This is a genomic window from Streptomyces sp. NPDC051582, assembly GCF_040681715.1.
Taxonomy (GTDB): domain Bacteria; phylum Actinomycetota; class Actinomycetes; order Streptomycetales; family Streptomycetaceae; genus Streptomyces.
This window is the reverse complement of record NZ_JBFAZJ010000013.1, coordinates 209,080-221,382: the sequence shown is the minus strand read 5'-3', so window position 1 is coordinate 221,382 and position 12,303 is coordinate 209,080. Positions and strand designations below refer to the sequence as shown.

At 70.7% G+C, this 12,303-nt stretch carries 11 protein-coding genes; 2 read left to right on the top strand and 9 right to left on the bottom strand.

Annotated elements, in window-relative coordinates; all coding sequences use genetic code 11:
• Positions 1 to 176: 176 nt before the first annotated feature.
• Complete coding sequence (locus AB0M92_RS19525; protein ID WP_366103456.1) at positions 177 to 1,295, bottom strand: acyl-CoA desaturase; 1,119 nt, start codon at positions 1,293 to 1,295, stop codon at positions 177 to 179.
• Positions 1,296 to 1,302: 7 nt separating this feature from the next.
• Entirely contained in the window at positions 1,303 to 2,358 is a 1,056-nt protein-coding gene (locus tag AB0M92_RS19520; protein ID WP_366103454.1) for a ferredoxin reductase, read from the bottom strand.
• An 87-nt stretch (positions 2,359 to 2,445) separates the two neighbouring features.
• On the opposite strand from AB0M92_RS19520, the gene AB0M92_RS19515 reads away from it, so the two are divergent.
• Together AB0M92_RS19515 and AB0M92_RS19510 are read left to right on the top strand one after the other, a co-directional pair.
• Complete coding sequence (locus AB0M92_RS19515; RefSeq protein ID WP_366103453.1) at positions 2,446 to 3,585, top strand: helix-turn-helix domain-containing protein; 1,140 nt, start codon at positions 2,446 to 2,448, stop codon at positions 3,583 to 3,585.
• 59 nt (positions 3,586 to 3,644) lie between these two features.
• Positions 3,645 to 3,974: a hypothetical protein gene (locus tag AB0M92_RS19510; protein ID WP_366103452.1), complete on the top strand. Its 330-nt coding sequence runs from the start codon at positions 3,645 to 3,647 to the stop codon at positions 3,972 to 3,974.
• Positions 3,975 to 4,143: 169 nt separating this feature from the next.
• On the opposite strand, the gene hisG is transcribed toward AB0M92_RS19510, so the two are convergent.
• From hisG to AB0M92_RS19475, 7 genes are all read right to left on the bottom strand, one after another.
• Complete coding sequence (gene hisG, locus AB0M92_RS19505; RefSeq protein ID WP_366103451.1) at positions 4,144 to 4,986, bottom strand: ATP phosphoribosyltransferase; 843 nt, start codon at positions 4,984 to 4,986, stop codon at positions 4,144 to 4,146.
• Positions 4,987 to 4,989: 3 nt separating this feature from the next.
• A complete protein-coding gene (locus AB0M92_RS19500) occupies positions 4,990 to 6,372 on the bottom strand; it encodes a hypothetical protein (RefSeq protein ID WP_366103450.1) in 1,383 nt (460 codons plus the stop codon).
• Positions 6,369 to 7,376 carry a glutathione synthase gene (locus AB0M92_RS19495; RefSeq protein WP_366103449.1) on the bottom strand — a complete coding sequence of 336 codons (1,008 nt, stop codon included), beginning with the start codon at positions 7,374 to 7,376 and terminating at the stop codon, positions 6,369 to 6,371. Before AB0M92_RS19495 ends, AB0M92_RS19500 begins: the two co-directional genes overlap by 4 nt.
• A 75-nt stretch (positions 7,377 to 7,451) precedes the next feature.
• Entirely contained in the window at positions 7,452 to 8,636 is a 1,185-nt protein-coding gene (locus AB0M92_RS19490; RefSeq protein ID WP_366103448.1) for an ATP-grasp domain-containing protein, read from the bottom strand.
• Positions 8,629 to 9,825 (bottom strand): MFS transporter, encoded by a 1,197-nt coding sequence (locus AB0M92_RS19485; protein ID WP_366103447.1) that lies wholly within the window; start codon positions 9,823 to 9,825, stop codon positions 8,629 to 8,631. Before AB0M92_RS19485 ends, AB0M92_RS19490 begins: the two co-directional genes overlap by 8 nt.
• On the bottom strand, positions 9,822 to 11,021 hold the full coding sequence (locus AB0M92_RS19480; protein ID WP_366103445.1) for a hypothetical protein: 1,200 nt from the start codon (positions 11,019 to 11,021) through the stop codon (positions 9,822 to 9,824). The genes AB0M92_RS19485 and AB0M92_RS19480 overlap by 4 nt, the downstream gene beginning before the upstream one ends.
• A 61-nt stretch (positions 11,022 to 11,082) precedes the next feature.
• Complete coding sequence (locus tag AB0M92_RS19475; RefSeq protein ID WP_366103444.1) at positions 11,083 to 12,096, bottom strand: pyridoxal-phosphate dependent enzyme; 1,014 nt, start codon at positions 12,094 to 12,096, stop codon at positions 11,083 to 11,085.
• Positions 12,097 to 12,303 lie beyond the last annotated feature (207 nt).

Here is a 12,303-nt window from a genome sequence, read left to right as displayed (position 1 = left end):
GCTCCAGCACCGCCCACTGTTCATCCGTGAGATCTCCCCGCCCCATGAACAGCGATCATCCAACGCTCAAGATCCACTTTCGACACACGGCCTAGACGCCCGGGAAACGGCGCCTGAACCGGCCGTCCACCGGTCAGGCGCCGTCGGCCGGACACGCCCGAGCGCACCCGGCGGAATCAGGCCGCGGCGAGCTCCTGCTCGCGGACCGGCGTCGTGACCTTGGGCTTCTTGTTCGGAAGCGAGAGCCGGAAGACCCTGTGCCACGCCGAGTACACCTGCTTGGGCAGCGGTCCGGTGACGTACTGCAGCTCGTACTTCTCGAACAGGGCGCGCACCTTCACCGCGACCTCGGCGTACCGGTTGCTCGGCAGGTCCGGGAAGAGGTGGTGCTCGATCTGGTGCGACAGGTTGCCGGTCATGAAGTGCATGGCCTTGCTTCCGCTGATGTTGGCCGAGCCCATCATCTGGCGCAGGTACCACTGGCCGCGCGTCTCGCCCTTGATCGACCGGCGCTCGAAGACCTGCACGCCCTCGGGGAAGTGCCCGCACATGATCACCGAGTGGGACCAGACGTTGCGGACCAGGTTCGCGGTGAACGTGGCGGCGAGCGTGGTGAGGAACGACGGGCCCGAAAGCAGCGGGTGGATCACGTAGTCCTTGAGCACCTGCTTGCGGATCTTGCGGCCCACGGCCCTGGCCCGCGCGCGGAACTCCGGGTTCTTGCGGCGGCGCTTGTTCAGGTTCCTGCCGAGTTCCAGGTCGTAGGCGGCGATGCCGTACTCGAAGAAGCAGGCGTTGAGGAAGTTCCACAGCGGCTGGCCGAGGTGGAACGGGTGCCACTTCTGGTCCTCGTCGACGCGCATGATGCCGTAGCCGAGGTCGTTGTCCTTGCCGATCACGTTGGTGTACGTGTGGTGCAGCTCGTTGTGCGAGTGCTTCCACTGCTCGGCCGGCGAGACGTGATCCCAGTCCCAGGTGGTGGAGTGGATCTTCGGATCCCGCATCCAGTCCCACTGGCCGTGCAGGACGTTGTGGCCGATCTCCATGTTCTCCATGATCTTCGCCACGGACAGGCCGGCGGTGCCGATCAGCCACGCGGGCGGGAAGATCGAGAACAGCAGGACGCCCCTGCTGACCAGTTCGAGTGTGCGCTGCGCCGAGATGACCTTGCGGATGTAGGCGGCGTCCTTCTCGCCGCGGCCGGCGATCACCTCGTCGCGGATCGCGTCCAGCTCGCGGCCGAGCTCCTCGATCTGCTCCGCGGTCAGGTGGGCGGTGGGGTCGATGGCGGTCAAGGTGCTCCTACCGTTCGATGTCGCAGGGGCCCGCCGCGGCGGACACGCAGGTCTGGATGAGGACGCCCGGGCCGGCCTCGGTGATCTCGCCGGTGCGCAGGTCGCGGACGGCGCCCGCCGTGAGCGGCGTGACGCAGCCGAAGCAGACGCCCATGCGGCACCCGGACGGCATGAGCACGCCGGCCTCCTCGCCGACCTCCAGCAACGGCGTGGCGCCGTCCGCATCGACGGTCTTGTCGGTGGCGGCGAACGTGACCTCGCCACCTTCGCCGGTGACGACGACGCCGGGGCGGAAGCGCTCGGTGTGCAGGCGCTCCGGGACGCCGTGCTCGGTCCAGTGGCCCTCGACGGCGTCGAGCAGGCCCGCGGGCCCGCACGCCCAGGTTTCGCGCTCGGCCCAGTCGGGGACGAATTCGCCCAGACGGGCGATGTCGAGCATGCCGTCCGTGTCGGTGTGCAGCTCGATGAGACGCAGCTTCTCGTCCGCGACCAGGTCGTGCAGATCGTTGCGGAAGATCACGTCGTGCGGCTTCGGTGCGGAGTGCACCATGACGACGTCGTCGAACTCGACGTCGCGCAGCATGCCCATCGCCGGCGTGATGCCGCTGCCGGCCGTCAGGTAGAGCACCTTGGCGGGCTTGGCCTGCGGCAGCACGAAGTCACCGGTCGCCTGGTCGAGCTGGACCAGCGTGCCCGGTCGCGCCCTGCGGACCAGGTGGTTGCTGACCTTGCCGTCCGGGATGGCCTTCACGGTGATCGTGATCCGGCCGTCTGGGCGGTTGGTCGGCGAGGTGACCGAGTAGGCGCGCCACAGGCGCACCCCGTCGACGTCGACCCCGATCCGCACGTACTGACCGGCCGTGTGGCCGCGCCAGCCCCGTCCCGGCCTGATCACGATGGTCGCGGCGTCGCCCGTCTCGGGGTGCACTGCCTCGATGCGCCCCCGCAGGTCGCCGCCCGCACGCAGCGGGCTGACCATGTCGAGGTAGTCCGACGGCAGCACCGGCGTCGTGACCATCTCCAGCAGTTTCCACGCCCTACTACGGAGGGCTGCACTCGTCATGACCCCAGCTTGATGTGCTTCAGGGGGTAAAGTCCTGTCCGCAGGACGTGAATCTGATCGGTTGAATTGTTCGCAGGGAACAAAAATTTGAGCCATGCAGTCCGGAGGGCCAGCGAACTGGTCCTGGATGAGACGACGGTCACCGCGCTTCGGGCCGTGCTGAGGACCACCGCCGACGAGGTCGTCCAGGCGATCATCGACGAGGTCCCGCCCTACGCCAACGCCCTTACGGGCCGCATGGGCGCCACCATCCGCCGAGCCGTCCGCACCGCACTGGGCCTCTACCTCGACCTCGCGAGCGGGAACGCCACGGGCGGCGACGCCGGCGACGCGGCCTACGAGCTGGGCCGCGGCGAGGTCCGCGACGGCCGTTCGATGGACGCCCTGCTCAGCGCCTACCGGGTCGGCGCCCGCGTGGCCTGGCGCGGTCTGGCCGCAGGTGCCGTACCCGCGGGTCTGCCCGCCGCCCAGGTCGCCAAGTTCGCCGAGCTGACCTTCGCCTACATCGACGAGCTCTCCGCCGCGAGCGCCGCGGGCCACGCCGACGAACTGGCCGCGCGGGGCCGGGCCCACGAGCGCCACCTGGAACAACTGGCCCGCGACCTCCTCGCCGGCGCGAGCCCGGACGTGCTCCTTGCCGCTGCCGGGCGGGCCGCGTGGCAGCCGCCGGTTTCGCTGACCGCGGTCCTGCTGCCCGCCGCCCAGGCCCGGCCGGCCTACCGCGCGCTCGACCCGGGCACCCTGGTCCTCGACGATCTGCCGGACGCCTCCGGCGTGCTGCTCGTCCCGGATGCCGACCGCGCCCATCTCCTGAGGCGGCTGCCCGACCGCACGGCCGTGGTCGGCCCGGCCCGGCCGTGGACGCGCGCGTCCGCCTCGTACGCACGAGCCGTACGCGCGCGCTCCCTCACCTCCGACATCCGCGATACCGAGGACCACCTGCCCGAGCTGGTGCTGAGCGCCGACGCGGACGCGTTCGCCGACCTGCGTGCCCGAGCCCTCGCACCGCTCGGTACCTTGCCGGGCACGACCGCGCGGCGGCTTGAGGAGACGCTGCGGGCGTGGCTGCTGCACCAGGGCAGGCGGGACGAGGTGGCGGCGGCGCTGTTCGTCCATCCCCAGACCGTCCGGTACCGGATGGCGCAGCTGCGGGAGCTGTTCCCGGATCTCGGGTCGCCGCAACGAGTCCTGGAACTGACACTGGCGGTCGGTCTCCGGGCGGGCTGACGTGCTCTTCGACCGTCCACGACCGCGCCCTCGAACGGTCCGGGAAGGACACACCGGTCGTGATCGAGGACGGAGGAGTCGAACTCCGTACCCAAGAGGTCGGCGGGGACCTGTCCGTCACCTTCGTGCGTCTGCCCCGGGGCGCCGGCCTCCGGCCGGCGGTGAAGGGCCTGCCCGACGATCTCTGCCCGTGCCCTCACTGGGGGTACATGCTCAAGGGCCGTCCGAAGATGGTGACCAAGGACGGTGAAGAGATCTACGAAGCCGGGCAGGCGTTCTACCGGGCGGCCGGGCACGCGCCCGTAGCACTTGAGGACTGCGAGTACGTGGACTTCTCCCCCACGGACACCTTCATGACCGTCATACGGCACATCACGTCGCAGGGTTGACCCACCTCACTGCCCCCACCTCACTGCCCCCTCCTCGCTCCCGCGCCGAACAGGCCCGCGTGCGGTGGCCGATCGAGCCGCCCGCCCCCAGACCGGATCCGGCCGACCGTCCCGCCCCGCCCCGCCGGTTCGGCGGCGGCGGGGTGGAGGGCGGGGCGGCAGCCGGGGTTCAGAGGCGACAGGCGTGGATCGCCGTGGTGAGGATCGCGCGGGCGCCCAGGGCCCAGAGGTCGTCCATGATCTGCTGCGCCTCCTTGGCCGGGACCATCGCCCGGACGGCCACCCAGCCCTCGTTGTGCAGCGGGGAGACGGTGGGCGCTTCGAGCCCGGGGGTGAGGGCGACCGCGGCTTCCAGGTGCTCGGCGCGGCAGTCGTAGTCCATCATCACGTAGGAGCCCGCCACCAGGACGCCCTGGAGGCGCCGCAGGAACTGCCGGGCCCTCGGATCGTCCGTGCCCGGGCGCCGGACGAGGACGGCCTCCGATTCCATGATGGGCTCGCCCACCACTTCGAGACCGGCGTTGCGCAGCGAGGTCCCGGTCTCCACCACGTCGGCCACGACCTGGGCCACGCCCAGTTCGACGGCGGTCTCCACGGCGCCGTCGAGGTGGACGACCGTGGCCTGGATGCCGCTGTTCGCCAGGTGCTTGGCCACGATGTTCTCGTACGAGGTGGCGATCGTCATGCCGTCGAAGTCGGCCGCACCCCGCGCCGAGCCGGGCCTGACCGCGTAGCGGAACGTCGAGCGGGCGAAGCCCAGCGCCAGGACCTCCTCGGCGTTGGCGCCCGATTCCAGCAGCAGGTCACGGCCGGTGATGCCGAGGTCGAGCCGCCCCGTGCTGACGTACACGGCGATGTCGCGGGGGCGGAGGTAGAAGAACTCGACCTGGTTTCCGGGGTCGACGGTGACGAGCTCCTTGGCCTCCTTGCGCTGCCGGTAGCCGGCCTCCTTCAGCATGGCCGAGGCCCGCTCCGACAACGAGCCCTTGTTGGGAACCGCGATCCTTAACATCCGTCATAGCTCCTTGTACGAGGACGACGAGGGTGGGGTGTGCGGGGGTGCCGGGTAGGGCTCGAACGTCAGGACTCCGGCCGCTTCCGCGCCACTGGAGGCGTTGATCGCCGAGGCGGACCTCGGCGGGGCCTGGCGCAGGAACGTCCCGGCGAAGCGGCCGCCGAAGACCAGGGGGGCCAGGACCACCTCGCGCCCGGCCGGGTCGGCTCCGGGCACGTCGACGACGGCGGGTCGCAGCCGGCGCTGGAGGACGTACGTCTCGCGCGGGTCGGCGAGGCGTTCCGCCAGCAGGGCCCGCCATTGCCCGTCGTCCTGGGCGAATCCGAAGGCCAGGTCCTTGCCCCCGTAGGCCGAGGCGGGTTTGCAGATGAGCTCCTCGCGTTCCGCGACCGCGCGTTCGAGGGTGTCCGCCCGCAGCCGGAAGGTCTCGGGGACGTGCGCCCGCGCCAGGCTCCGCTCCTCGTCGCTCAGGAGGTGGTCGAACTCCGGCTCGGTGAGCAGGGCCAGGTTGCCCTTGTTGTCGTGCAGGGCCGTCGCCGGGGCGCCGATGAAGTCGAGCTTCTCGGCGATGTCGAGCTCCATCAGCCTGCGGGTGACGGCGGGCGGGACGTGCTTCTTGGTCTCGTGCCAGGTGTACATGGTGACGACCACGTCGACCCGCTTGCCCTCGAAGGAGGCGCCGTCCTCGTCGAGTACGAGGTCGGTGACGAGGCCGCAGCTGATCTCATACCCGCCCGAGCGGATCATGTCCACGAAGAAGCGCCGGCCCGAGTCGGAGTCCGCGGGGTTCGCGATCGCCTCGAACACGTGGAGCGGCCGCTCCGTCTCGTGGTCGCGCAGGAGGCCGACGAACATGTCCAGCCAGACGTGCGAGGTGGCCGCGGCCCCCGGGGTGAGGCCGCGCGTCGCGAGGAAGCGGGCGTAGTCCGAGTCGAGGGTGGCCTCGGTGTACGGGGCGATCGTGCTCATGCCGCCCATCGGAGTGGAGACGTTGAGCTCGACGAGCTGGAGTCCGTCGTCGGTCACCACGAGGTCGGGCCGCATGACGGCCGTGGCCGCGCGGCCCGTCCGCGGGTGGCGCAGGGCGCTGATCATCAGCTCCGCGTCCTCGGCGAGGATGCCGAGGTAGCCGGCCCAGGCCTCCAGGTCCTCGCCGAAGACGCGGCGGGGGAAGTCCGAGACCAGGTCGGCGAGGCGCAGGCCGAGCTCGGTGACCTCGTCGGCGGCGGCCCCGCGGAAGACGACGGGCGGGTACGCGTGGACCCAGCCGGGCCGGTGGAGCCGCTTCTGGAACCGTTCGTTGTCCGCTTCGGCCGCTCCGGTGGCGGCGAACTCCGTCCAGGCGGCGGTGGCCCGGGGGTCGAGCGAGGACCAAGTGCTCACGAGATCTTCCCGGCGGCGCGCAGGGCGGCGAGCACGGCGTTGACGGTCTCGGAGGACTGGTCGACGCCGGTGGCCCGGAAGGAGTAGTTGAGCCCGCCCGGGTTCACCAGGTTGAACTCCATGATGTACGGGTACGCCATGTCGATGCCGGAGTAGAAGATGCCCAGGTCCATCATGCGCTTGCCGAGGGCCCGTACGAACTCGTCCTCCTCCGGGGTCAGGGTGAGGCCCTCGAACTTGGTGCCGAGCGTGACGTTGGCGCGGTCGTCGTTGTCGAAGTGGAAGCGGCGGAACCCGCAGACCGGTACGTCGCCCGCGATGATGACGCGCTTCTCGTTGCTGCGGACGTTGGGGATGTACTCCTGCACGGCCGTGTACCGCTTGGACAGCCCGATGATGTTGCGGCTGTACATCTCGTAGCGCGGCACGGCGTTGCCGGTGGCGGCCTGGAGCAGGGCGGGGCGGTTGCGCTCGTTCTTGTTGACGAAGTACACGCCCGCGCCGCAGCCCTCGTTGGTCGGCTTGAGCACCCAGGTGCGGTTCTCGTCGGACTCGACCAGCTCGGTGAGGTATTCGAAGTCGTTCGACACGTAGGAGGCGGGCAGGTGCTCCGCGGGGACCGCCGCGCCCAGGGTGATCTTGGAGTTGAGGTAGAAGAGGGCGGAGGCGTCGTTGACGAAGGGGACGCGCTGGTTGAGCAGCCAGAGCAGCTGGAAGGAGTCGGCCAGCGCCTCGGGGTGGGTGCCGGTGAGGACCCAGACCAGGTCGAAGTCCTCGGCGGAGGCGTAGGACTCGCTCAGCGCCGGGAAGTCGTGGCCGGTCAGGTACTCCTCGCTGAGCCGCACCCGGTCGACGACCACGGTGTTGTCGTGCAGGCAGAGGGTGTCGATGTCGCCGATGTGGACGTCGTGCCCCTCCCGGTGGAGCGCACTCGGAATGATCGAGTGGTTGTCGAGGCGGAACTTCGCCGCCTCGGAGACGAGGACCAGGATCTTGTACGACATGGGAAGTGCCTTTCGGGCGCTGACGTGTTGGTGTGCGGGTGGGTACGGGGGCGGCGGAGCGGGTGCGGTGGAGGCTCAGCGGCCGGCGGTGAGGGTGCGTACGGCGAGGGCGAGCCGGCTCTCCAGCTCCTCGCGGTCCGCGCCGGAGGCGACCACGAAGCCGTGCCGGTCCCCGGACCGGTGCACCTGCGGGGGGATTTGGCCCGCCGGTACGGCGATGGCGACCTCGGTGACCCCGGGCAGGGCGGCGACCGCCGCGATCTCCGCGTCGGTGACCGTGAGCGGCGCCGTACGGTCGAAGCCGACGTAGCGGATCCCGGCGACGCGGTCGCGGGTGGGGGCGCCCGGGACGGGCAGGCCGAGCAGGTCCGCCATGGCCTGTTCGAAGACGTCCTCGCCGAGCGCCAGGTCCAGCATGTCGCTGAGGCGGTCGCCCCCGGGGCGGCCGTGCGATTCGATGAGGCGGGGCCCCTTGGCCGTGAGCATGACCTCGGTGTGCGAGGGGCCGCTGCGGTAGCCCGCCGCATCCAGGGTCGCGGTGACCAGGGCGGCGACGGCCGCCTCGTCCTGCGGGTCGAGCCGTACGGGCAGGGTGTGGCCGGTCTCGACGAATCCGGGGGCGCCGGTGGTCGCCTTCTCGGTGATCGCGAGGACCCGGTGGCCCGCGGACGAGCTCATCGCCTCCACGCTGTACTCGGTCCCCACGAGGAACTCCTCGACGATGTGCGGGGAGGTGAACTCCAGCGAGGCAAGGTGGCCTTCGAGCTCGTCCGGCCCCGCGAGGTGGCGCACCCCGGCGCTGCCGGTGCCGTCGGCGGGCTTCACGATGCAGGGGTAGCCGATGCTTTCGACGGCCGGACGGATCGCGCTCTTCTCCGTGCACAGCACGTACGCGACGGGCGCGCCGGCCCGGTCGCCGACCGCGGAGCGCAGCTTCGCCTTGTCCTTGAACGCCTCCATGGCCTCGGGCGGGTTGCCGGGCCAGCCGAGGCGCCGGTTGACCAGCGCGGCGACGGAGCAGCCGAGTTCGCCGAAGCCGAAGCAGCTGACGGGGGCGGGCAGGTCCAGGGCGCGCAGCCGCTCGACCAGGTCCTCGGGGTCGGTGATCCACGGGGAGTGGAAGGCCACCCCGGCCCCGTCCTCGGGCAGCGGCCTGCCGGGTTCGGGGACGGTCACGGTGGCGACCCCCAGCTTCCGGGCCGCGGCCAGGACATGGCTGCGGGGGTTGAGCAGCACGGCGGTCGGCTGTGTGTCAGACATGGCGCGTACGCACTTTCGGTAGGAGGAGACAGATCGCCGCGGCGGCGAGGGAGGACCCGACGAGCAGCAGCCACACCTCGCTGCCGCCCCGCGCGCTCTGCAGCAGGTAGCCGCCGGCGCTGGAGCCGAAGAGGCTGCCCAGGGCTCCGGCCGCGCTCATCGTGCCGAGCGCGAGTCCGGTGCGGCGGGTGGCGGCGGCGTTGACCGCCTGCTCGTCGAGGCTGGGGCCGATCAGCATCTCCGCCAGCGTGACCGGCACCACGAAGGCGAGCAGCGAGTACCACCCGGCCAGCGGTATCAACGTGGCGTAGGCGCAGGCGAAGGCGAGGAAGCCGAGGACCAGCAGGGTGCGGGCGGTGGCGCGGCGGAACACGTGGCGTAGCAGGGTGTACTGGAACAGCACGACGAGCAGCCCGTTGACCGTGAAGACCACCGAGATCGCGGCGGCGCTGCCGGTCATCGCGTTCGCGGTGATCGGGAGCAGGACGTTGAGCTGGCTGTAGATCGCCCAGTACGCGACCCCCAGCCCGCACAGGGGCAGCCACTGGCGCAGGGTCCACGGCGCGGCGGGGGCGCCGCCCGCGGCCGGGGCGGCCGCCCGTCCCACGACGGCCCGTGACCGGGAGGCCGTCACGGACCGTCGCAGGACCAGGCAGGTGCCGAGGACGAGGTGGGAGAGCACGCAGGCCGCCAGGATCCAGCCGAACCCCAGCGGGTACACCGCGGCGCCCAGCGCCGGCCCGGCCACGACGCCGACGTTCACGAACGTCGAGCGCAGCGCGAGCATCGTGCGCGGGTCGGCGCCCTCCTGCGAGACGAGGAGCGTCTTGGTCGACAGGCCCAGCAGCGAGCCGCCGACCCCGATGGCCACGATCCCGGCCACGAGCGGCGCCGGAGCCCCGGCGCCGCCGAGCCCGAGCAGTACGTAGCCGAGGACGCGCAGGAGGAAGCCTGCGGCCATCACCCGGTGGGCGCCGAACCGGTCGACCAGCAGCCCGGTCAGGAGGGAGAACGCCTGGCCGGAGAAGGCGAGCAGGCCGACCAGGAAGCCGGTGCGGCCCGCCGGTATGCCCTGCGCCGTCAGCTCTATGGCCAGCAGCGGCAGGAACATGAAGGTGGTCAGGCCGGTGAAGAGCACCGCGACCAGCAGGAGGCGCGCGGTGGGGGACGCCTCTCGCCAGGCGTTCACGGCGCGGGGAGCCGGGCGGGTTCGTCGGCCTCGATCAGGTTGTCCAGGATCCAGGCCTCGGTCTGGAGCAGGCGCTGCTCCACCTCGGCGGTGTCGGCCCCGCGGACCAGGGCGAAGCAGAGGTTGGAAGTGCTGTTCTGCGCGACGGCGCCGAGTGCGAGCTGCTCGTTGACCTGGTAGTGCTCGACCCAGTCGAACGGCAGGCTCCGCGGTGCGCGCACCGGGCGGCCCTGGGGGACGATGCCGATGGAGCCGCGCAGTTGGGCCGGCGGGGTGCTCGGCGCGGGGTCCACGGGCAGGCCGCAGGAGAGTCGGAGCCAGGTGGCGTGCAGGTCCAGGCCGTAGGTGAGGCGGGTGAGGGCGGGGATGCGGGAGCCGCCGACGCGCGAGGCGATCTCGCACAGCACGAACTCGTCCTCGGGCGTGCGGAACACCTCCAGGTGGTAGGCGCCGACCTCCGGGGTGTCGAAGGCGTCCAGGACCCGGTCGAGGAACTCCTCCAGCCGCCGGGAGAGTTTGCCGGCCGGGTCGAGCTGGAGGGAACCGTTGTTCTGGCCGGAGAGGACGCCGAGGCAGTCGCGCAGGTAGCGGGAGGAGGCCACGAACCGGTAGCCCGGCGCCAGGATCGCGTCGACGTGGTAGATCTCGCCGTCGACGAAGTCCTCCACCATGAGGTCCTCGCGCCAGTGGCGGCGGCTGAAGGCCATCAGGTCGTCCTCGCCGCGCAGTACGACGATGTCGCGCGAGCCGCCCTGGCTCACCGGCTTGACGACGACCGGGTAGTCGTTGTCGGCGATGAACCGGGTGAGGTCGACGATCGTCGCCAGCCGGGCGTGGCGCGGGGTGGCCACCGTGCGTCCCGCGGTCTGCTTCATGACGACCTTGTCGCGGAACTGGCGTGCGCTGCGGGCCGACTGGCCGGGAATGCCGAGGTCCTCCCGGATGCGGGCGGCCCGTTCGAGGTCGTACTCGTTGTCGGTGATGACGTGGGCGAAGCGCCGGGTCCGCGCCAGCTGCCGGATGCGCAGCTCGGCGTACGGGACGAACTCGCAGTCCTCGACGTGCTCGTAGGAGCCGAGCCCCGCGGTGTGCGCGAGGGGGTTGTGGCTGAAGACGTGGAGCCGGTTCGCCAGCTCGTGGAGCATGGCCGGATAGTCGTGCTGGGCGCCATAATTGATGATGGCGACATCGGTCATGGTGCGGCCTCTGATTCTTTACGGGGGAATTCGGCGATCCAGGGTCGGCCGTGCGGGCGATTCAGCCCTGCAGGGCGAGCACCGGGAGGTCGTCCTGGACGCTGTACGGCCTTCGGCCCCAGTTCATCGTGCACCAGGGTCCGGTCATCTCCTCCAGTGCGGAAATGACCACGGGCCGGTACTCCGGGTCCTCGACGAGCGGTCCGTCGGGCGGGAACACCTGCTTGATGTAGCGGTGTCCGGGGTCGGCGGCCATGAAGACGACGGGACCGCCGGAGGGCTCGGTCGAGCGGATGTACCGGGCGGCCTGCCAGCCGGCGCCGGCGGACAGCCCGGCGAAGACGCCCGTGGTGGAGAGCAGGTGGCGGCAGCCCGCGGCCGACACGTCGAAGTCGACCCAGTGGATGTCGTCGTAGGCGCTGTAGTCGATGTTGTCGAAGCGGATGCCGCTGCCGATCCCGGCGATGATGAACCCGTCGAGGGGGAAGTTCTCGGAGCCGAAGGAGCGGCTGCCGAACGGCTGGATCCCGGCGACCCGGACGTTGGGGCACGAGGCCCGCAGGAAACGGCTCATCGCGCTGGTCGACGCGCCGGTGCCGACGCCGCCGACCAGGGTCATCTCGGCCCAGCCCAGCTCCTTGAGGAGCAGTTCCGCGACGTGCTCGTAGCCGGCGTAGTGCACGTCGTCGTGGTACTGCTGCATCCAGTACGCGTCCGGATTGCGCCGGAGGTAGTCGTGGACGAGCCGGACGCGGGCCTCCTGGTCGTGCTGGAGGTTGGCCCCGCCGCCGGAGACCTGGTCGTAGGTGGCACCGAGGTACTTGAGCTGCGTCTTGATCCCGTCGTCGACCGCGACGGACGCGAAGACGTGGCACTTGAGTCCCAGTTCCCGGCAGACCAGGGCGAGCGCGTGACCGTAGATGCCGCTGGAGCTGTCGACGAGGGTCTGTCCGGGCCGGATCACCCCGCGCGCCAGCAGCTCCTTGACCGCCCGGTAGACCGAGGTCACCTTCATTACCTCGAACCGGAGGACATACATGCCGTCGCCGAGATCTATCAGATCCGGTTGTGCCATTTTCTCCGTGAATGACGAGAACACCGAACTCCCTGCCTCCTTCCTCTTTTTGCTGTGGGCCTACTGATGCCCAGCAAAAATGAGACCGGTGGCTACCGAATCGATCCCGGATCCTTCCCGGTGACCGGGAACGAAACGGGAACTGATCATGGCTGAATCGGAGCCCCACAGCCGCTGCCCCACCACCTCACCGCCCCCGAGGAGAGC